This is a genomic window from Microvirga sp. P4_A5, assembly GCF_056402495.1.
Genome location: NZ_JBFUHH010000082.1, coordinates 1 through 20,624 on the forward strand (window position 1 = coordinate 1; position 20,624 = coordinate 20,624).

General features: G+C 65.2%; 21 protein-coding genes. 6 read left to right on the forward strand and 15 right to left on the reverse strand.

The window, feature by feature from the left end; genetic code table 11:
- The 4 genes from ftsH to pal form a co-directional block, all read right to left on the reverse strand.
- On the reverse strand, window positions 1-1,372 hold a 1,372-nt coding region (ftsH, locus tag AC1DVM_RS17690), incomplete at its 3' end, for an ATP-dependent zinc metalloprotease FtsH (RefSeq protein WP_477256484.1).
- A 161-nt stretch (window positions 1,373-1,533) separates the two neighbouring features.
- The gene (tilS, locus tag AC1DVM_RS17695; protein ID WP_477256519.1) at window positions 1,534-2,541 is read right to left on the reverse strand and encodes a tRNA lysidine(34) synthetase TilS; all 1,008 of its coding nucleotides are present in this window, start codon (window positions 2,539-2,541) and stop codon (window positions 1,534-1,536) included.
- Between the two features lie 34 nt (window positions 2,542-2,575).
- The gene (ybgF, locus tag AC1DVM_RS17700) at window positions 2,576-3,526 is read right to left on the reverse strand and encodes a tol-pal system protein YbgF (protein WP_477256486.1); all 951 of its coding nucleotides are present in this window, start codon (window positions 3,524-3,526) and stop codon (window positions 2,576-2,578) included.
- Window positions 3,527-3,667: 141 nt separating this feature from the next.
- A complete protein-coding gene (pal, locus tag AC1DVM_RS17705; RefSeq protein WP_477256488.1) occupies window positions 3,668-4,165 on the reverse strand; it encodes a peptidoglycan-associated lipoprotein Pal in 498 nt (165 codons plus the stop codon).
- A gap of 264 nt (window positions 4,166-4,429) precedes the next feature.
- Between pal and AC1DVM_RS17710 the strand changes: the two genes are divergently transcribed.
- A complete protein-coding gene (locus tag AC1DVM_RS17710; RefSeq protein ID WP_477256490.1) occupies window positions 4,430-5,956 on the forward strand; it encodes a phospholipase D-like domain-containing protein in 1,527 nt (508 codons plus the stop codon).
- Window positions 5,957-6,048: 92 nt separating this feature from the next.
- On the forward strand, window positions 6,049-6,669 hold the full coding sequence (locus tag AC1DVM_RS17715; protein WP_477256492.1) for an HdeD family acid-resistance protein: 621 nt from the start codon (window positions 6,049-6,051) through the stop codon (window positions 6,667-6,669).
- Window positions 6,670-6,731: 62 nt separating this feature from the next.
- On the opposite strand, the gene tolB is transcribed toward AC1DVM_RS17715, so the two are convergent.
- The 5 genes from tolB to AC1DVM_RS17740 form a co-directional block, all read right to left on the reverse strand.
- The gene (tolB, locus tag AC1DVM_RS17720) at window positions 6,732-8,063 is read right to left on the reverse strand and encodes a Tol-Pal system beta propeller repeat protein TolB (protein ID WP_477256494.1); all 1,332 of its coding nucleotides are present in this window, start codon (window positions 8,061-8,063) and stop codon (window positions 6,732-6,734) included.
- A 44-nt stretch (window positions 8,064-8,107) separates the two neighbouring features.
- Entirely contained in the window at window positions 8,108-9,193 is a 1,086-nt protein-coding gene (gene tolA, locus AC1DVM_RS17725; protein ID WP_477256496.1) for a cell envelope integrity protein TolA, read from the reverse strand.
- 24 nt (window positions 9,194-9,217) lie between these two features.
- Window positions 9,218-9,661, reverse strand: coding sequence for an ExbD/TolR family protein (locus AC1DVM_RS17730; protein WP_477256498.1), 444 nt, complete (start codon window positions 9,659-9,661; stop codon window positions 9,218-9,220).
- 16 nt (window positions 9,662-9,677) lie between these two features.
- Entirely contained in the window at window positions 9,678-10,397 is a 720-nt protein-coding gene (gene tolQ, locus AC1DVM_RS17735) for a protein TolQ (RefSeq protein ID WP_477256500.1), read from the reverse strand.
- A gap of 217 nt (window positions 10,398-10,614) precedes the next feature.
- Window positions 10,615-11,538 (reverse strand): transcriptional regulator GcvA, encoded by a 924-nt coding sequence (locus tag AC1DVM_RS17740; protein ID WP_477256502.1) that lies wholly within the window; start codon window positions 11,536-11,538, stop codon window positions 10,615-10,617.
- A 107-nt stretch (window positions 11,539-11,645) separates the two neighbouring features.
- Between AC1DVM_RS17740 and AC1DVM_RS17745 the strand changes: the two genes are divergently transcribed.
- Window positions 11,646-11,891 (forward strand): YjiS-like domain-containing protein, encoded by a 246-nt coding sequence (locus AC1DVM_RS17745; protein ID WP_477256504.1) that lies wholly within the window; start codon window positions 11,646-11,648, stop codon window positions 11,889-11,891.
- A gap of 106 nt (window positions 11,892-11,997) precedes the next feature.
- Window positions 11,998-12,381 (forward strand): nuclear transport factor 2 family protein, encoded by a 384-nt coding sequence (locus tag AC1DVM_RS17750; protein WP_477256506.1) that lies wholly within the window; start codon window positions 11,998-12,000, stop codon window positions 12,379-12,381.
- Window positions 12,382-12,393: 12 nt separating this feature from the next.
- Here AC1DVM_RS17750 and ybgC read toward each other — a convergent pair whose 3' ends face one another.
- From ybgC to ruvA, 3 genes are all read right to left on the reverse strand, one after another.
- Window positions 12,394-12,786, reverse strand: a complete 393-nt coding sequence (ybgC, locus tag AC1DVM_RS17755; protein WP_477256521.1) for a tol-pal system-associated acyl-CoA thioesterase — start codon at window positions 12,784-12,786, stop codon at window positions 12,394-12,396.
- A gap of 175 nt (window positions 12,787-12,961) precedes the next feature.
- Window positions 12,962-14,002, reverse strand: coding sequence for a Holliday junction branch migration DNA helicase RuvB (gene ruvB, locus AC1DVM_RS17760; RefSeq protein ID WP_477256508.1), 1,041 nt, complete (start codon window positions 14,000-14,002; stop codon window positions 12,962-12,964).
- Between the two features lie 41 nt (window positions 14,003-14,043).
- A complete protein-coding gene (gene ruvA, locus AC1DVM_RS17765) occupies window positions 14,044-14,661 on the reverse strand; it encodes a Holliday junction branch migration protein RuvA (protein WP_477256510.1) in 618 nt (205 codons plus the stop codon).
- Between the two features lie 397 nt (window positions 14,662-15,058).
- Between ruvA and AC1DVM_RS17770 the strand changes: the two genes are divergently transcribed.
- The gene (locus AC1DVM_RS17770; protein WP_477256512.1) at window positions 15,059-16,507 is read left to right on the forward strand and encodes a YcjX family GTP-binding protein; all 1,449 of its coding nucleotides are present in this window, start codon (window positions 15,059-15,061) and stop codon (window positions 16,505-16,507) included.
- Window positions 16,504-17,505, forward strand: a complete 1,002-nt coding sequence (locus tag AC1DVM_RS17775) for a YcjF family protein (RefSeq protein WP_477256514.1) — start codon at window positions 16,504-16,506, stop codon at window positions 17,503-17,505. Before AC1DVM_RS17770 ends, AC1DVM_RS17775 begins: the two co-directional genes overlap by 4 nt.
- 66 nt (window positions 17,506-17,571) lie before the next feature.
- On the opposite strand, the gene AC1DVM_RS17780 is transcribed toward AC1DVM_RS17775, so the two are convergent.
- The 3 genes from AC1DVM_RS17780 to AC1DVM_RS17790 form a co-directional block, all read right to left on the reverse strand.
- The gene (locus AC1DVM_RS17780; RefSeq protein WP_477256516.1) at window positions 17,572-17,997 is read right to left on the reverse strand and encodes a M10 family metallopeptidase C-terminal domain-containing protein; all 426 of its coding nucleotides are present in this window, start codon (window positions 17,995-17,997) and stop codon (window positions 17,572-17,574) included.
- Between the two features lie 23 nt (window positions 17,998-18,020).
- Window positions 18,021-19,025, reverse strand: coding sequence for a cadherin domain-containing protein (locus tag AC1DVM_RS17785; protein WP_477256523.1), 1,005 nt, complete (start codon window positions 19,023-19,025; stop codon window positions 18,021-18,023).
- Window positions 18,917-20,624 (reverse strand): NosD domain-containing protein (locus AC1DVM_RS17790; RefSeq protein ID WP_477256518.1); only part of this gene is annotated, 1,708 nt, incomplete at its 5' end. The genes AC1DVM_RS17785 and AC1DVM_RS17790, both read right to left, overlap by 109 nt.

The window sequence follows — 20,624 nt, forward strand, 5'->3', positions numbered from 1 at the left end:
TGTCCCGTTCGGGGAGCTGCATGACCATGYCGAGGGCACGTCCACGGGGAATGATCGTGGCCTTGTGGACCGGATCGGTCGCCGGGACGTTCAGCGCCACGATGGCGTGGCCCGCTTCGTGATAGGCGGTCAGGCGCTTCTCGTCGTCGGTCATCACCAGGGTGCGGCGCTCCGCGCCCATCATGACCTTGTCCTTGGCGTCCTCGAACTCGCTCATGGTGACGATCCGCTTGCCGCGGCGGGCCGCCAGCAGCGCGGCCTCGTTGACGAGGTTCATCAGATCGGCGCCCGAGAAGCCGGGGGTGCCCCGTGCGATGACCTTCAGGTCGACGTCGGGAGCGAGCGGCACCTTGCGGACGTGGACGCGCAGGATCTTCTCGCGGCCGAGTACGTCGGGGTTTGGAACCACGATCTGGCGGTCGAACCGGCCCGGACGCATCAGAGCGGGGTCGAGCACGTCGGGSCGGTTGGTGGCCGCGATGATGATCACGCCCTCGTTGGCCTCGAAGCCGTCCATCTCCACGAGGAGCTGGTTCAGGGTCTGCTCGCGCTCGTCGTTGCCGCCGCCGAGACCGGCGCCACGATGGCGACCGACGGCGTCGATCTCGTCGATGAAGATGATGCAGGGCGCATTCTTCTTGGCCTGGTCGAACATGTCGCGCACGCGGCTCGCGCCGACGCCCACGAACATTTCGACGAAGTCCGAGCCGGCGATGGTGAAGAACGGCACATTCGCTTCGCCGGCCACCGCGCGGGCGGTAAGCGTCTTACCGGTGCCCGGAGGACCGACCAGCAGCACGCCGCGCGGAATGCGGCCACCGAGGCGCTGGAACTTCTGCGGATCGCGAAGGAATTCGACGATCTCCTGCAGGTCTTCCTTGGCCTCGTCGACGCCCGCCACATCGTCGAAGGTGACGCGGCCGTGAGCCTCGGTGAGGAGTTTCGCTTTCGACTTGCCGAAGCCCATGGCACGGCCCGCGCCATTCTGCATCTGGCGCGACATGAACACCCACGCGCCGATGAAGAGGGCGATCGGCAGGATGTTCATGAGAAATGCGATGAACCAGGGGGTCGAGTCGGATTGCGGCCGGGCGGTGATCTGGACGCCCTTCTGCTGCAGCTTGGTGACCAGCATCGGGTCATTGGGCGCATAGGACGTGAACGTGCGGCCGTCCGAATAGGTGCCGCTGATCTCAGGGCCCGAGATCACCACATTGGTGATGCGCCCCGCATCGGCTTCGCTCAGCAGCTGGCTGTAGGCGATATCGCTGCCGCCGCCGCGTTGGCCGGGACTCTGGAACAGGGTCACGAGCGCCAACACCAGCAGGAAGATGACAACCCACAAGGCGAAGTTGCGGAAATTTGAATTCATTTGATCAGGTTCTGCCCCAGAGGGAGAGGGTGCGCAGAGGACGACACGTCCAAGGCGCGGCTAAACTCTATTGAAACTCAATGTAGGCATGGAGCCTTCCCTTGCCAAGGGAATGCGGCGCCGGTGGGGCGCGTTCTTGGCCTGAAGGCTAAGAGAAATGCCTAACGGCCACGCTGGCGCGCGCTCTCGGCCCGGATGGTGAGCCAGCCGCTGCGATCCAGATCCACCAGCGCCCCCGCAATGGTCATCCGCAAGACCTCGCTGCGACGCACGGCCTCGCGAAGCCGTCCCACGCAGGTTTCGAGCCGCTGAAGCCGGCGGCCATCCTCCGGAAGGCCCGCTTCCGAGAGCCCCTTCATCAGCAGCCGCAAGGCGATCTCGAAAGGCTCCGCGGCCATTACCGCCGCGTCGAGCACGACGCCCTCGCCCGCTTCCATCAACCGGCAGCGGCCATAGGCCTCCGCGGTCTTGAAATCCAAAGCCTCGTCCGCCTGCCGGGCCCGGCGGGCAAGCTCGGCGAGGCGCTCCGCACCGAGCCCCTCGGCCGCGAGCGCCGGCATCAGGCGGCGCCACCGGACCCGTGCGAAGCGCTCGTCCCGGTTCGACGGGTCGGTGACAAACCGCCACCCCTCCCGCGTACAAAGATCGACAAGGGTTGCCTTGGGACAATCGAGCAGCGGCCGAAGATGCCGAATGCCGCGGCGATCCCTCTCCGCGGCCATGCCGGACAGCCCCGCAAGTCCCGACCCTCGGGCCATCCGCATGAGGATCGTCTCGGCCTGGTCGTCCAGCGTATGGGCGGTCAGCAGGTGCGAGGCGCTGGTTTCCCGCGCCAGATCGACCAGCAGGCGATAGCGGGCCTCGCGGGCGCGCTCCTGCAGGCCGGTCGCGGGCTTTTCGCCCGTCCAGGCGAGTATCCGATGGGCAAGGCCCAGGGCCGCGGCCTCGGAAGCAACCCACCTCGCCTCCTCGGCCGCTTCCGCGCGCAGGCCGTGATCGACGGTGGCGACAAGGATTTTTCGGGGGGCCGGCCGGGTATTCCAACGGGCGAGCAGGTGCATCAGCGCGATGGAATCGGGCCCGCCGGAGACGGCCGCGATAATGCCGGGCGCCTCGAGCAGTTGGGTAAAAAGTCGTTCAAGCGCCGGTTTGTCGAACGCCGTGGGCAGCCTGTGCGCGGTCGGGGAAACGGTTCTGGTCCATTCAGGCGCAGCGGGCGCGCTTCTGTTCGCGCTCGGATCCCTGGCGGATGCCGGGAGAGGCCTGCGGATATTTACGATCGAGTTCGGCAAACACCGCGCAGGCGCGATCGCGAGCGCCGAGGCCATTCAGCGCAACGCCGAGCTTCAGCAGGGCATCGGGGGCCTTGGTGGCGTTCGGGTGGTCGGTCGAGATGGTCAGGAACTGTTCGGCGGCCTCGCGGAAGCGGCTGCGCTGGAGGTAGGTCTCGCCGAGCCAATAGGAGGCCTCGGGCACAAGGCGGTCGCGGGGATTGGATTGCAGGAACCGGCGAAACCCCATTTCCGCCTGCTCGTATTGCCGTTGCGTGAGATACGAATAGGCGAGTTCGTATTCGGCACGGGGATCGCCCACGCTGGTCGCGGCCACGCTCGGGCTCGTGCGCTCCGGGATCGCCCTGCGGGGCATCGCCGCCTGGGCCGGATTCGGCCGCGTCGGGTTGAGATCGAGGGGCGCGCCGAGCTCGGCCTCTTCCTCGTCGATCAGGTCGCCGATACCGGCGACCTCGCCGTTTGGGACCGGACGGCCGGCACTCTGGCCGAGCGCCGGCGAGGCGGGCGTCGAGCCGAGTTGCTGCGGAGCCCCCGGCGCATCGGGCGCGCTCGACGGATCGAACACGTCGCCGCGCTTCTGGGGTTGGGCCGGAACCGGGCGGCCCGGCGCGGAGGTGGCAGGAGCGGGCTTGGCGCCGCCACGGCCTTCCTGAAAGCGAAATTCCACGTCTTCCTGGAATTTCCGCAGCTGCTCCTTGAGCTGCCGGTTTTCGAATTGAAGCTGCTCGACCTGCCCTGAGAGCTGACGGAACTGGCCTTCGAGGCGGTTGAGACGAACGATCGCATCGGCGGCGTCCTGCGCGAGCGCGGGAGCGGCAAAAGCGGCCACGAGGGCAAAGGTGGCGATCAGGCGACGAAGCATGTTGGATTACCGTGGGGGTCCGAGGAGCCTTGCCGATAACACATAAGGGCCGCCACGGCGACATTGTGGCGGAGCCCATCCGATGCCGCCTTCGCGGCGACACGCGGCCGGYCCTGATAGGGACCGGCCGCGCATTGTCGATCAGGCGCCGGCGCCGCCGTCCAACACCGTGACGGCGCGACGGTTCTGCGACCAGCAGGAGATGTCGTTGCAGACGGCGACCGGGCGCTCCTTGCCATAGGACACGACGCGGAAGCGGGAGGCCTGAATGCCGCGCGACACGAGGTAATCTCGGACGTTCTGGGCCCGGCGGGCGCTGAGCGAGAAGTTGTATTCGCGGGTGCCGCGCTCATCCGCATGGCCTTCGATCAGGAAGGTGTAGCTCGGGTAGCGCGAGAGCCACTGGGCCTGCTTGTCGAGGGTGGCCGTCCCGGTGGGGGTAAGATCGGTCTGGTCGGTCTCGAAGAACACCCGGTCGCCGACATTCACGACGAAATCCTGAGCGCTGCCGGGCGTCGCAGCCCCGGCACCGAAACCACCGGCCCCACCGGCCATCTGGTCTTTGTTGGACGAACACGCCGCCGCCGCGAGGGCGAGGACGATGGCAGCGGCGAACTTGACGGCGCGCAACGTCATCATGGCAATACTCCTTACTCACACAAACACATACGTCTGCCGAACGTTGGGTCGTGTATAGCGGTCGATAGTTAAGGGAGGGTTCCGTCAACCTTGACGGAAGGTTGAGAGACAAGGTGAATCGGTGGGTCGCCGGGATAGTTCGGCTTAGGGTTAATCGAGCGTGAATGCGGCGAAGCGGTGGCAATAAGGCCACGCTTTCTTTGTATCGGCGAAACAATCCCCATATTGTGGAAGCTAAACCCGCGTTTGCGCGTTGTAGAGGCCATGGATACGCCAATACCTCCTACGTCCGCCGTCAGACAGCCGCGAATCGCCAGCATTGGCGATGCCCGCATCGAACGGGCGTTTGCGCGGATCGCCGACAGCGACCTGCGAAAAGGCAACGCCGTCCGGCTTCTCAAGGACGGGCAGGAGAACTACCCCGCCTGGCTCGCCGCCATCGCATCCGCCGAGCGCGTGGTAAATTTCGAGAACTTCATCATCGCCGACGACGAGACGGGCCGGACCTTCAGCGAGGCGTTGATGGAGCGGGCCCGGGCGGGCGTGACGGTCCGCGTGCTGTACGACTGGCTCGGCAGTTCCTGGCGGGCGCTGCCCTCCTTCTGGGGCCGCATGCGCAAAGCCGGCGTGCAGGTCAGGGTCTTCAACCCTCCGCGCCTGACAGACCCATTCATCATCCGCCGCAATCACCGGAAGGTGATCACGATCGACGGCACCCGCGGCTTCGTCGCGGGCCTCTGCGTCTCGAATAGCTGGGAGGGCCACGGAACCGTCGAGCCATGGCGCGACACGGGCCTCGCCCTCGAAGGCCCGGTGGTGTCCGACCTCGACGCCGCCTTCGCCGATAGCTGGGGCCGCGCAGGCGCGCCCCTCGAACGCGGCGAATTGCTGGACGCCAAGGACATCCCGCCGGCGGGCGACGTCGCGGCCCGCGTGATCTGCGGGCAGCCGGGCATGTTCCGGACCTATCGGTTCGACCAGTTCATCGCGTCGATGGCGCAACGCAACCTCTGGCTGACAGATGCCTATTTCGTCGCCACCACATCCTACGTTCAGGCCCTCGGCGAGGCGGCCCGCGACGGCGTTGACGTTCGCCTGCTCGTGCCGGGATCGAGCGACGTGCCGGTGCTCCAGCCAATCGTTCGGGCCGGCTACCGATCCCTCATCGAAGCCGGCATCCGGGTCTTCGAGTGGAACGGCTCGATGATGCACGCCAAGACGGCGGTGGCGGATGGCCGCTGGGCGCGCGTCGGTTCGACGAATCTCAACATGGCGAGCTGGGCCACCAACTGGGAACTCGACGTGGCCGTCGAGGACCAAGGCCTCGCCGAGGCCATGGAGGCGATGTATCTGGAGGATCTCGCCAACGCCACGGAGATCGTTCCCGGCTCCGGCACGCGACGGGTCCAGGCCCGCAACATGCGCTCCCGGCGATTGGGGTCGCGCATGAAACGGGGCGGCGTTCGCCGTCTGGCGGCGGGCGCGCTGGCGCTTAGCAACTCGGTCGGCGGCGCGATGGGCTCGCGTTCGCTGACGGCCACCGAGGCCAGCAGCATCGCCATCATCGGAATCGCCGTGCTGGCGCTGGCGATTGTCCTGGCCCTCGTGCCGGCCCTGCTCGTGGCGCCGGTCGTGCTCGCGCTCGTCTGGCTGGGAGTAGCCCTGCTCATACGTTCCTTCCGCCTCAAGCGGCGGGTGCAGCTTCGTCACCGCAAGCTGAAACTCCGGCGCAAGAGGCACGAGGAGAAGGCGGCCCAGCAGAACGATGGCGTCGTCTCGACGGCGGACTGAGAAAATTCGACTGCCAAGCTGTCCGTTGCGTTGTATACATTTTCCTAAGGGCAGGTGCGAAATCGCGGCCGGGTCCCTCACAGGAGATCATCATGGCGACCGGTACTTCCTCCACTCCATTCCCGACCCTCGACCGCGCCCATGCCATGAGCGTGGTTCTCGCACAGAACTGGTGGGCGGTGGCCCTGCGCGGCGTCTTCGCGATCCTGTTCGGATTGATCGCGCTGTTCATGCCGGGCGCCACCATGCTGTCGCTGGTGCTCTTCTTCGCGGCCTACATGCTCGTCGACGGGGTCTTCGGCATCGTGGCGGCGGTGAAGGCCGCCTCCGATAACCAGCGCTGGGGGCTGCTGGTGCTGGAGGGCATCGTCGACATCGCGGTCGGCGTGATCGCCTTCCTGTGGCCCGGCCTCACGGTGTTGTTCTTCGTCACCTTGATGGGGTTCTGGTCGCTGATCACCGGCGTTCTGATGATCGTCGCGGCGTTCAAGCTGAACCCGGAATATGGCCGCGGCTGGATGATCTTCAGCGGTGTCGTCTCGGTGCTGTTCGGCATCGCGCTGCTCATCGGCCCATTGATCGGCGCCGTGGTGCTGACCTGGTGGCTGGGCGCCTACGCGCTGGTCTTCGGCATTACGCTGCTGGTGCTGGGCTTCAAGCTCAAGAGCCGCAAGGATAGCGCAAAGCTGACCACCACCGGCCAGCGCGTCTAACCGATGAAAAACGGGGCCGTCTCGCGACGACCCCGGTTCTTTCTGGCGATCTCTGCGCCGGACTAACCCTTGCTTTCGCTCAGCAGCGGCGACCATGTCGGGTCAGACGCGTAAGATGGCGTCGGGATGGGTTGCTCGACGCGTCCCGTGATATCGACCATGTAGAGCTTCCCGCCCGACTGCCCGCCGGGATCGCGGAAGAACAGGATGTATTGCCCGTTCGGCGCCCAGGTGGGGCTCTCGTTGTGGAAGCCTTCGGTCAGGATGCGCTCCCCCGAGCCATCCGGCTTCATGATGCCGATGGAGAACCCGCCGGCCCGGCGTTTCGTGAAAGCGATGTAATCGCCCCGCGGCGACCACGCAGGCTGGGAATAGGAGCCTTCGCCGAACGAGATCCGGCGCTGGTTAGAACCGTCCGCCGCCATCGCGTAGACCTGTTGCTGCCCGCCGCGATCGCTTTCGAACACGATCTGCTGACCGTCCGGCGAGAAGGACGGCGAGGTGTCGATCGCGGCCGTCGAGGTAAGCCGGGTGGTAGCGCGCGAATTCAGATCCATCATGAAAATGTTGGCGTTGCCGCCCTGCTGGAGGCTCATGACGATCCGGCGCCCGTCCGGGGCGAAGCGCGGCGATGAGGTCATGTCGGGGAAGTTCCCGACGACCTGGCGCGCACCGGTCTCGAGATTGATCACCTGGACGCGCGGCTGCTGCCCGTCCGCTTGCGACATGTAGGTGATGTCCTGCGTCGCCGGCGAATAGCGGGGCGTCACCACGAGGTTGTCGCCCTGCGTCAGGAACCGCACATTCGCGCCGTCCTGATCCATGATGGCGAGACGCTTGCGGCGGTTTTCCTTCGGGCCGGATTCATCCACGAACACCATGCGGGTGTCGAAGAAGCCGCCGAAGCCGGTGATCTTGGTATAGACGGCGTCGGAAATGATGTGGGCGATGCGGCGCCAGAAATTCGGGTCGGTGGCGTATTGCTGGCCGGTGAGCTGCTGGCCGGTTTCCACGTCCCACAGGCGGAATTCCGCTTTCAGGCGACCCGAGGGATCGCGGGTGACGCGACCGGTGACGAGTGCCTGGGCGCCTGCGAGCTTCCACGCCTCGAAACGGGGCGCGGCATCGAAAGTCGGACGCTCCGGAAAGCGCGATCGGTCGAGCGGCGTGAAATAGCCGGAGCGCTGGAGGTTCTTCGAAATGATGCCCGAGACCTGCTGGCCGAGATCCCCTTCGCCCTGGAAATCCGCGATGGCGATCGGCATGGGCTGGAACTGGCTGCCGGGGCTGATACGGAGCTGGAGCTGCGCCTGGGAGGGAATCGTCGAGACAACAAGGGCGAAGAGGAAGCAAAACGCCGAGAAGATGACGCGATCGATAGAGCGAACTGACATGGCTTGACTGATTTCCATCCTGGGCAGGTGCGAGATTGCGGGAGTTAAACGGAAGGCGGCTCGAAGTGCATGTTCCAATGCTTCCAGGAGCTGTAATAAGGCGCGAATTTGGCCGGAATATTATACGGCGCGCAGCGCCTTAACGCGCGCAGGGCGGCGTCGGCGATCGCGCGGTCGAGACTCGACGAACCGGCCTGGATCACACGGGGTTCCGCGGCGAAACTCCCGTCGGCGTTAAATTTCACTTCCAGCACGGGAACCGCCGAGGTCGTCATGGCGCCGGGCGGCGGGTTGTAGCACCGCGTGATCTGCTCCTTGAGCAGCCCGCCGAGGGCATCCTCCATGCTCGGGCTGAGCTTCGGCGCGTTCCCGGTCTGCGTTCCGAGCGAAGCCGTCTTCTGGACTTCCGGGCCGGTCGCGCCGGAGGACTGGTTTTTCTCTTTGTTGGCGAGCAATTGCTTGATGTCGCCGAAATCGAGCTTCTTGGCGATTTCGGCTTCCTTGCGCGCCTTGGCCTCCGCTTCGTCCTTGGCCTTGGCTTCCGCGAGCTTCTTGGCGTCGGCTTCCGCCTTGGCCTTCGCTTCCGCCTCGGCTTTCGCTTTCGCCTTCGCGTCCGCCTCAGCCTTGGCCTTCGCGTCGGCTTCCGCCTTTGCTTTGGCCTCGGCGACCTTCTGGGCGACGGCTTCGGCTTCGGCCTTTTCGATCAGCTTCTTTTCGTCCTCGGCGTGCGTATCGACCTTCGCCTCCGCGGGTTTCGGGGGCGGCGGAGGCGGCGGGGGTTGGGCCGCCACCGGCTCTTCCTTCTCGGCGACCTTCATCTCTTCCGGACGCTTGGGGGGCGCCGGCGCGTCGCGCTTGTCCTCGCCGGGATCGCGCTGCTCGATCTTGTCCGCCACGCGATCGGCGCGCGGCTTCGGGGTCACTTGCACCTCCTTGGCGGTCTTTTCGCCCTTCGTGATCTGCGAGAACTGGTTGTCGGTGATGATCTCGACCGGGATGCCTTCCTGCGCGGGCGGAAATTGGGCAACCGTCGAGAGCGTCAGCATGGCCGCGCCCAGAATCACGACGTGCGACACCCCCGAGACCCAGAAGCCCGGTTCCGAAGGATTGAATTTGAGCCGCAACGCCACGCTCGTGATCCCTGCCCTTGGCCCTTAGCGCTGATCGGGTTCGGTCACGAGCGCGACGCGCTTGTAACCGGCGGCGGTGACGATCGACATGATCTGCGCGACCCGGCCGTAATCCACCTTCTTGTCGCCGCGCACGAAAATGCGTTCGTCGAAACCCTGCTTGGACGATTCCGCGAGCTTGCCAACGATCATGTCGTCCTTGAGCTCCGCATCGCCCATGAACACCTGGCCGGTGGACCGGATGGAGAGAGTCACGGGCTTGGCGTCCATGTTCAGCGGCGCGGCCTTCGTCTGCGGCAGATCGAGCGGGACGCCCGTGCTCATCATGGGCGCCGCCACCATGAAGATGATCAGCAACACGAGCATCACGTCGATGAACGGCGTCATGTTGATTTCGTTGATGGCGCCGCCGCGACGTGCGCGTCTGCGACGCCGCGAGCTGCCTCCTGCCGAACCTGCCATGGCCATCGCCAATCTCCCCTTCTTAAGCCGCGTGCGCGATGCGCTCGTCGATCTGGCGCGAGAGAATGGCCGAGAACTCGTCGGCGAAGCCCTCGAGCCGCGATTGCAGCTTGCCGACTTCCGATTGCAGCTTGTTGTAGGCGATGACCGCCGGAATGGCCGCGAACAGGCCGATGGCGGTGGCAAACAGCGCCTCGGCGATGCCCGGCGCCACGACCGCGAGGCTGGTGTTGCTGGAAGCGGCGATCGACGTGAACGAATTCATGATGCCGATCACCGTGCCGAACAGGCCGATATAGGGGCCGGCCGACCCGATGGAGGCCAGGATCATCAGTTTCGAATCGAGCCGCTCGACCTCGCGCTGGATGGTCACGTCCAATACCTTGTCGATGCGCTGCCCGAGGCTCTGGAAGGTGCGGCTCGATCCCTCGAACGACCGCTTCCATTCGCGCATGGCGGACACGAAAACCGCTGAGAGGCCCGTCGCCGGCCGGTTCTGCAGGGAGCGATAGAGCTCCTCCAGCGACTGGCCCGACCAGAACACCTCTTCGAACCGGTCCATGGCGCGTTTGGTGCGCGCGTAAAGCAGCGTCTTGTCGACGATCACCGCCCATGACCAGATCGACGCCCCAAGCAGCCCCACCATCACCAGCTTGACGGTGAAATGGGCCTGCCAGAACAGGCTGAAGAGGGACAAGTCGTGTACCGCAGGAGCCGCCTGGGCAACATCAACCGGATTCATAGTCGAGACCTCGCGCTTCGAGTGGCCCCGAGGAGAGCGGGCCACCGCGTTCGTTTAGGAGAGATTTTTTTCGCGTGTCCCGCTCGTTCGCGCTACAATCTGTCAAAAGTATGGGCGCGCCGGCCCGGGAACGAAACTCACTCCCTCCGTTACCTGTTAGGCACAGAGTAAGGTTAAGGCTTGGTTTAAGGGGGACCCTTCTGGCCCCAGCGCAGCCTCAAACAAGCTGGCCCGCTTCCCTCGCCTCATCGAGGATCCAGTTGCGAAAGTCGACGATCGAGGGCCGATCCGCCGTCGCCTCCGGGCAGACCACGTAATACTGATTGGTGCCCTTCACCTCGTGCGGGAACGGCCGCGCCAGCCGGCCGGCTTGCAGATAATCTCCGATCAGCACGTTCGTCGCGAGCGCGACTCCCTGGCCGGAGGCCGCGGCCTGAAGCGTCAGATAGGTGTGGGGAAAGGCCGGGCCCCGCGACGTATCCACGCCCTCGACCCCGATGGCGGCGAGCCACTTGTCCCAAGTGATATAGTCCGGGACCGTGCCGACGATCTCGTGCAGGAGCGTGTGGTGCCGCAGATCCGCCGGCTCGCGCAAGGGATGGACCGGATCGTTGAGGAACGAGGCGCTGCAGACGGCAAAGAACGTCTCCTCCATCAGCAGATCGGTGCGCAGGCCCGGATAGTTTCCACGGCCGAAGCGAATTGCCACATCCACGTCCTCGCGGGCGAAATCGGTCCGGCCCTGCCCGACGGAGATCCGCACATCGAGATCCGGATGCCGCTCCCGAAGCGAGCCCAACCGGGGAATGAGCCAGCCGGAGGCGAAGCTCGGGACCGTCGCGACCGTGAGGGTCCGGGAGGACTCGGGTTTCAGGGCGCGCGCGGTCGCCTCGTTCAATTGATCGAGGATATCGCCGATCGAGGCGGCGTAGCGGTCCCCCACCGGCGTCAGCGCCACGCCCTTGCTCGGCAGGCGGACGAAGAGCGGCAGGCCGAGCCACGCTTCCAGCGCCTTCACCTGCTGACCGACGGCGCTCGGCGTCACCGCCAGCTCGTCGCCGGCCCTCTCATAGCTCAGATGGCGCGCGGCGGCCTCGAAGGCGCGCAGGGATTTTAGCGGCGGCAGACGGCGTCTGGACATGGCTTGGCCAAGTTTCTCTTGGGCTGAAGCGTAGGTCTTCGCGTTTGCTTTCGACCCCTCGCGGCAGCACCTTACACCTAGGAAAACACGATCGGAAGAGGCCCGTCATGGTCACCGCGACTGCCACAGTAAATCTTCGCTCCTTCGCCCCGGCCAGCAAGTCCCGGCCGTCGCTGCTGTCCCTCCTGCTGCGCCTGGAAGCCTGGCTCGACGCCCGTGCCGGCCGCAATGCGCTCTACAGCATGGACGAGCGGGCGCTCCACGATATCGGCCTGACTTCGGCGGATGTGGACGGCGCCGACCGAACCGGGACGTGGCAGAGCCACCTGATGCGGCCCGTGGGGCGGGGTTGAACGACCGCCCACCCATCCCGGCGATTGCAAAAACTATTTCCCGACGCCTAGTCGCTTGCGCCAGAAAAGCACGCAATGTACCAATATGGCATCTGGAGACACCTCGATGAACAGTGAAACTTTCGGCGACAATGCTTCCCAAGTCGTGCAGAGCCAGCTCGATGCCTACAACGCTCGCGACATCGAGACCTTCATGTYGCATTGGGCCGATGACGCACTGTACTATTCACACCCGTCCGAATTGCTTGCGAAGGGCGCTTCCCAGATACGAGAGCGGCACGTCGCACGATTCAGGGAGCCCAATCTTTTCGGCAAACTCGTGAAGCGAATGTCCGTGGGAAATCTCGTTGTCGATCAGGAAGTCGTCACCCGCACGTACCCGGAGGGGACGGGGCAGGTGGATGTCATTGCGCTCTACGAGGTCCAGGGGAGGAAGATCGTCAAGGCTTGGTTCAAGCAGGGCGATCCGATCCTCGACAAGGACTGCTGAGGCCGCGACCGATCACTCATCCAAAGGGGCGAGCGCCGCCCGGAGATGGTCGGGAATGCGCACCGCCCGCCCCTCCCGCACCGCCGCCACGGTGACGTCGGCGGTGACCAGAACGTCGTCGCCGCGCCTCACCTCCTGCGCCAGGATCATCGAGGCGCCGCGCATCTCCTTCGGCCGCGTGACCACCGTGACGATATCGTCCATCAGGGCCGCGCCGAGGAAATCGATATTCATCTTCCGCACCACGAAGGCGAGCCCGCCCATTTCGGCGTGAAGATCGGATTGCGCGACTTCCACGGCGCGCAACAGCTCCGTGCGCCCCCGCTCCAGAAATCGCAGATAGCTGGCGTGATAGACGCGTCCGGAGAAATCCGTGTCCTCGTAATAGACGCGGATGGAGAGGATGTGGGTGCCGCCTTCGAGGTGACCTGAGAGGCCAGGGAAGCTCTCAACGCGCTCTCCTCCCCCTTGTGGGAAGGAGCGGGAGGTGGGGGTGCGAGCACCACCCTGGACACGGTCCGGAGCCGACACCCCCACCCTGGCCCTTCCCTCAAGGGGGAGGGAATGAGCGCCCCGCTTCTCACGCATCCTCATCCCCCGCGAATAGCCCGAACTGCGCGGCCTCCCGCTTCGGTTCGGCGAGACCGAGATGGCGGAAGGCGCGGGTGGTGAGCATGCGGCCGCGCGGGGTGCGCTGAACGAAGCCTTTCTGCAGCAGATAGGGCTCGATGATGTCCTCGATGGCGTCGCGGGGCTCGGACAGGGCCGCGGCGATCGTCTCGATGCCGACCGGGCCGCCGCCGAAGGAGAGCGCCACCAGGGAAAGATATTTACGGTCCATCTGGTCGAGGCCGATGGGATCCACATCGAGGAGGCGAAGGGCCGCGTCCGCATGCTCGCGGGTGACTGTCTCGACACCGTCGACGATGGCGAAGTCGCGCACCCGCCGCAGCAGACGCCCGGCGATGCGCGGCGTGCCCCGGGCGCGCCTCGCGATCTCGTTCGCGCCGTCCGCGCTGATGCCGAGGCCCAGCACCCGGGCGCCGCGCCGGACGATCAGCTCCAGCTCCTCCACGGTGTAGAATTCGAGCCGGATCGGGATGCCGAAGCGGTCGCGCAATGGGGTCGTCAGGAGGCCCGCCCGGGTGGTCGCCCCCACGAGGGTAAATTTCGGCAGTTCGATCTTCACCGAGCGCGCGGCCGGGCCCTCGCCGATGATGAGGTCGAGCTGGTAATCCTCCATGGCCGGATAAAGGATCTCCTCCACGGCCGGGTTGAGGCGGTGGATCTCGTCGATGAACAGCACATCGCGCTCTTCCAGATTGGTGAGCTGCGCCGCCAGATCCCCCGCCTTGGCGATGACCGGGCCCGAGGTCGAGCGGAAATTGACCCCGAGCTCGCGCGCCACGATCTGGGCGAGCGTAGTCTTACCTAGGCCCGGCGGCCCGACGAACAGCACATGGTCGAGCGCATCACCCCGCGATTTCGCGGYGTTGATGAAGACCTGCAGATTCGCCCGCGCGGCCTTCTGGCCGGTGAAATCCACAAGCGAGAGCGGACGCAGCGAGAGATCGGTGTCGTCCTCGCGCTTTTCAGGGGTCAGCAGGCGGGAATCGGTCAAAGAATCTCAATCCTCAAAGGCTTCGTATAGCCGACGCTGTCCTACCGCGCCAATTCCCGCAATCCGAGCCGGATCAGCGTTTTCGCCTCCGGCTCGTCGCCGGCGCTCTTCAAAGCGGCCGCGATCGCCGCCGAGGCCTGCGCCTGCTGGTAGCCGAGATTGACCAGGGCCGAGATGGCGTCCGAGACCGGCAGCGGCGCGGTCTTGTCCTCCAGCGAGCCCGACAGGCGGATGAGCGCCGGGTCGATGGCTGAATACGCCGGGGCCTTGTCCTTCAGTTCCGACACGATGCGCTGGGCGAGCTTGGGGCCGACGCCGGGACCGCGCGCCACCGAGGCCTTATCGGCAGTGGCAATCGCCGTGGCAAGCGTGCCGGGATCGAGCACCGACAGGATGCCGAGCGCCACCTTCGCGCCGACGCCCTGCACGCTCTGCAGGAGCTTGAACCATTCCCGTTCCGCATCCGACCGGAAGCCGAACAGACGGATCATGTCTTCGCGCACATGGGTTTCGATGGAGAGCGACGCCGCCTCGCCCACCGGCGGCAGGTTCTGCAGGGTCCGCGACGAGCAATGCACCACGTAGCCGACGCCCTGGACGTCGAGGATCACGAAATCGTCGCCATAGGCGTCGATGATCCCTTTGAGTTTCCCGATCATGCTTCCCCCTTTTTTGCCTTCGACCCCTCACCCTCGCTTCGCTCGACCTCTCCCCGCCGGGSAGAGGTGGGSGTTGGCGCACTTTCTTCACTCTCCCCACCGGGCAGAGGTGGGGTCGGCCTCTTTCTTCACCTCTCCCTCGAGGGAGAGGTCGGACCRAAGGYCCGGGTGAGGGGTCGCGCGCTATCCTGAGAAGTCTCCCCCTCACCCTCGCTGCSCTCGACCTCCGGGGAGAGGTRGGGTGKYGCGACTTTCACCTCCCCGCCGAGGTTGGGGGCCGCCCGCTGAATTGATCGAATCCGCTTGAACCTAAGCGCAAAGAATGGCCATGGGAGGCTTTGCAATCCGTCGGTAAAGCCCCACTTCATCTTGACCGTTCCGTTTCAGAAGCGTGCAGGTGCCTGTGTTTAGAAATATCGCCTCCCGCGCCGGCTCCGCGGCGCAATCGCTCTGGGAGGCCTCGAGCCAGCTCGTCCAGCCCTCCCTGCGTCTCGGCGTCACCGGCCTTGCCCGTTCGGGCAAGACCGTCTTCACCACCGCCCTGGTGCATCATCTGACCCGCGGCACCAACCTGCCGGCTTTCCGCGCCTCCGCCGAGGGCCGGATCCGCCGCGCCCACCTGGCCCCCCAGCCCGACGACGCCGTGCCGCGCTTCCCCTTTGAGGAGCACATGGAAGCGCTCACCGCCGAGCGCCGCTGGCCGCAATCCACCAGCCGGATCAGCGAGCTGCGGGTCGATATCGAGTATGAGCGCAAAGGCGGGTGGCGCACCGGGCCGGGTTCGCTTGCCCTCGACATCGTGGATTATCCGGGCGAATGGCTGCTCGATCTGGCGCTGCTCGACGCCGGTTACGCCGAGTGGTCGCGCCAGATTCTCGAGCAGAGCCGACGGCCGGATCGCGCCGAAATGGCCCGCGAATGGCATCGGGTTCTCGCCTCTCTCGACACGGAAGGACCTGCCGACGAGATGCTGGCCGCGAAGGCGAGCGAGGCTTTCAAGACTTACCTCACGGCGCTACGCGCCGATGACGAGGCGGTGGCGACGACGCCGCCCGGGCGCTTCCTGATGCCGGGCGATCTCGCCGGTTCGCCGGCGCTCACCTTTGCGCCGCTCGACCTGCGGGCAGGCGAACCCGTCGCGCCCGCGAGCTTCGCCGCGCTGATGGAGCGGCGCTTCGAATCCTACAAGAGCCACGTGGTGCGGCCGTTCTTCCGCGACCATTTCCAGCGGATCGACCGCCAGATCGTCCTGGTGGACGTGCTCGCTGCCATCGATGCGGGCCCGGTTGCGCTGGCCGAACTCGAAGAGGCGCTGGATCAGGTGCTGATGGCGTTTCGCACCGGCCGCAACACCTTGCTGTCCCGGATCTTCTCGCCCCGCGCCGACAAGGTGCTGTTCGCCGCGACCAAGGCGGATCACATCCACCACACCGACCACGACCGCCTCGACGCGATCCTGCGCCTGCTCGTCAATCGCGCGGCGCGCCGCACCGAGGCCGCCGGCGCCCGGGTCGGCACGGTGGCGCTCGCTTCTGTGCGGGCCACGCGGGAAACCACCGTTCGGGAGGGTCGCGAAACCCTGCGGGCCGTCGCCGGGGTGCCGGAGGCGGGCGAGCGGGTCGGCGACGAGATCTTCGACGGCGAAACCGAAGCGGCGATCTTTCCCGGTGAGTTGCCGGAGACCGCCTCGGCGGTGTTCGAGGGCGCGGTGATCCCCGGCTCCTTGCGCTTCCCCCGCTTCCGCCCGCCGAAACTTCCCGTCGATGCGGCGGGCCGGATGGCGAAGATGCCCCATATCCGTCTCGACCGCGCCCTAGAATTTCTGCTCGGGGACCGTTTCACATGAGCCGCCAGCCACGCGCCTTCCGCCTCGACGATCCCGAAGTTGCGAGCGGCTCGGTCGTCGTCACCGACGACCCTCTCGACGCCATCGAGGCCGCCGACGGCGTCATCGTGCCGATGGGGCCGAAGCGTCGCGCCCCCTGGCTCAGCATCCTCTTGTCGGCCCTGTCGGGCCTCTTGCTGCTGGGACTGGGCCTCGCGATCCAGAACCTCATCGTCGAGCTCTATGCGGTGGCGCCCTGGCTCGGATGGGTGGCGCTCATTCTCTCGGTCGTCGCGATGCTGGCCTTTCTGGCCGTCATCGGCCGGGAATTCGCGGGAATCTGGCGCGAGCAGAAAATCGAGAAGCTGCGCGACGCAGCCGTCGACGTGCTGGCGGTGAAGGACCACAAGGGCGCCAAGGCGATCGTGTCGGACTTGCTGAGCCTCTACGGCTCGCGGGCGAGCGCGGTGCCCGGCAGCGCCAGGCTCATGGGCCTCATGGACGAGATCATCGATGCGGATGACCGGCTGGCCATTGCCGAGCGCGAATTGCTCGCGCCACTCGATGCCCAAGCCAAGCGCGCCATCGCGGGCGCCGCCAAACAGGTGTCGCTCGTCACCGCAGTCAGCCCGCGCGCGATCATCGACGTGGCTTTCGTGATTTTCGCGGCGGTCAGGCTCCTGCGCGCCCTCGCACGGATCTATGGCGGGCGCCCGGGGCTCTTCGGCTTCCTGCGTCTGGCGAAGGCCGCCTTCAACCACCTGGCGGTGACCGGCGGCGTCGCCGTCGGCGACAGCCTCATGCAGCAGGTCCTGGGCCTCGGCCTCGCCGCGCGGATTTCGGCAAAGCTCGGGGAGGGCGTGCTCAACGGCCTCATGACGGCCCGCTTCGGCCTCGCCGCGCTCGCCGTCTGCCGCCCGCTCCCCTTCATCCGCGAAGACACGCCGAAGATCGGCGACGTGGCGGGGGAATTGTTGAACCGCGCGCAAGCGGCATCGGAGCCGATTTCAACGCCGTGACATATGACTGACATAAAAAAAGCCGCCCCCACTCGGGGGGGCGGCTGATTGAGTGAAACGACAACTCTAGATGACGAAGAAGTCGTTGTAGGTGAGATTGAGGTTCTTATCGAGCTTGACGATCTCGACGGCCTTCTTCGAGCCCGAACCATCCTCGTCGTAAGACACGATGCCGGTTTTCTTGTCGTAGAGAACGTAGTCGTTCCCGTCCTTCGCGCCGTCGGTGCTGAAATAGTCACTCTTCAGCTTGACGGGCTTGTCCGGGGTTCCCTTGCCGAGCTTCTTGAAGATCGCGTTGTCGAGCCAAAGCGAGTCGTTCTTCACGTTGAAGTCGGTGATCGTGTCGAGGTTCATTTTCTTGTTCGGCTTGGTGTCGAACACGAACGCGTCCCGGCCGCTGCCGCCCGTCAACACGTCGCGTCCCAGGCCGCCATAGAGTTTGTCGTTGCCGGAACCGCCGCTCAACCGGTCATTGCCGGCGCCGCCGAACAATGCGTCGTTGCCGGAGAAGCCACTCAGCCGATCGTTACCGGCACCCGCCGAGAGGACGTCGTTCCGGCGCCGCCATCGAGCCTGTCATTGCCCGCGCCGCCTACCAGATAGTCGGAGCCCGACGTGCCGGTGACGTTTTCGTTGAGGACGTCGGACAGTGACACCGTCAAGATGGCATCGATGCTCAAGCCCTTCGCGTCGGTCGCCCGCACCGTCACCTGGTGGCTCGCCGCCTGCTCATAATCGAGCAGCGATCCGTTGGCGATGACAAGGTTGCCATCGACAATGGCGAAGCGGCCCCCGGCATCGTTCAGGAGCGTGAAAGCGCGCGTATCACCGGCATCCGGATCGGTTGCCGACAACGTGCCCACGATGGTTCCATTGCCGGAGTTTTCCGCCACGGAAGCATTGGTCAAGGCAATCGCGGCCGGCGCCTCGTTAACGTCGGACAGGTCGATCGTGAGGACCTGGTCGACGGAAAGTCCGGCAAGATCGGTCGCCCGCACCGTCACCTGGTGGCTCGCCGCCTGTTCGTAATCGAGCAGCGATCCGTTGGCGACGACAAGGCTGCCGTTCACGAGGGCGAAGCGGCCGCCCGCGTTGTCCACCAACTGATAGGTGTGAATGTCGTCAGTGTTCGCATCGTTCGTAGCGAGCGACCCGATCACGACACCGTTTGCGGCGTTCTCAGCAACAACACGTTCCGAAATCGAGACTGCAGTGGGGGCTTCATTCCCTACGAGTGTTGCAAGGCTCAATTTGCCGTTGGCGAATTGGAAGAATTCCACATTGGTGAGGAAATCCGTGCCGCTTCCGTTTACGCGATCCGAGATCGTGACGCCCTCAGAGTTGACGGTGACATCGTAATCAGCGCGATTGCCGCCGTAGACGGCCGTATCATCGCCGGCTCCACCTTCGATCACATCATCGCCTGCGCCTCCCTGGAAGAAATCCGCTCCGCCGCTTCCGTAGAAGGTATCTGCGTGGATCGTGCCCTGGAGCGCCTGTCCGGATCCCAGACCGTAGATTGAAACGCCATCACCGGGGCTCCCGATAGGATGGTATTGGCGCCAACGATCGATCCAACGTCGATTGCCGAGGCGTATACACCCACGCCGATATTCTCGAACACGTTTCCAAACAGGACGTTTCCGGTCACCGAGACCCCGCCTGAAACGTCGAGCGAGATGCCGACATAGTTTCCGGTGTATACGTTCCCCGTCACCGTGCCGGTGGCACCTGGATTGAGATAGGTGCCTGTCGCCCAGCCGGTCATCTGATTGTCCGTGACCGCGAGATCGGCAACTCCTCCAATGGCTGTGACCACGCCACGGAAGCCATCGCCGTCGACTGTTCCCGTGCGCACGAGAAGGCTGTTGGTGACGGTAGCGCCGTTGCCTTGGACGAAGACACCTGCGTTTTCGCCGAGAGAACCACCGTCGACAATTTTCAGTCCATCGAGCGTGACGCCATCGGCGAGAATGTGAATTCCGCCTTGGATGGTCGATTCGGAACCGCGTGCGCTCGACCCCGCAATCCCGGCATTGGCGCCGAGGATGGTGACGTCCTTGTTGACGACAACCGTCTCCGTATAGATGCCGGACGCGACAAGAATGGTGTCGCCGTCGTTTGCCGCTGCAACCGCGTCGCCCACGTTGCCGTAGCCGCCATTGCCGTCGCTGTCGACGAGCAGRTAGGTCTTGCCYGCGATGACCACTTTTTCCACATTGACGAGCGTATCGGTCACGCCGCCAACCKTCACGGTCCAGTTGYCGAGGGYATCGCGCCCGATCAMCGCRCCGGCYYCGTAGATCGCACCGTCGGTACCTGCGCCGCCGTCGATCCGGTCCGCGGCCGAGGAACCCACAAAGGTCTGGTTCTCCCCGTTGCCGTAGACGAAGACCGCGCCGTTCACGGGGCTGCTCGTGAATGTGTTATTCGCCACGATCGCACTCAGATCGAGCGCCGCTCCCGTTTCGCCCACCCCGATCTGCTCAAGGTTGTTTCCGTTGAAAGTGTTGCCGTCAACGACGAGACCAGCGGGATCGTCCATCGAGAGGCCGACGTTGTTGTCTTCAAACACGTTGCCCGAAACACTACCGGTTGTGCCGGGATTGAGATAGGCGCCATTCGCCCAGCCGTTCATGACGTTGCCGGAAACGTCGATATCCTGAGCCGATGCTGCCGTCACAACGGCGCGCGAATCAGGCTGGAACGGGCCGGTGAAGACGCTGTTTGCGATGGTCGCCCCAGCGCCCTGGACGAGGACGCCCGCTTTCGGCTCCCCGGCCGAGAGGTAGCCACCCTCGACGATTTTCAAGCCATCGAGCGTGACACCACTCGTCAGAAAATGAATTCCACCTTCGATGGTCGATTCCGCTCCGCGGGCGGAGCTGGACCCGGCGATACCGGCATTGGCGCCGAGAATGGTGACGTCCTTGTTGACGACAACCGTCTCCGCATAGGTGCCGGACGCGACAAGAATGGTGTCGCCGTCATTTGCCGCTGCAACCGCGCCAGTCACAGTGCCGTAGCCGCCATTGCCGTCGCTGTCGACGAGCAGGTAGGTCTTGCCTGCGATGACCACTTTTTCCACATTGACGAGCGTATCGGTCACGCCGCCAACC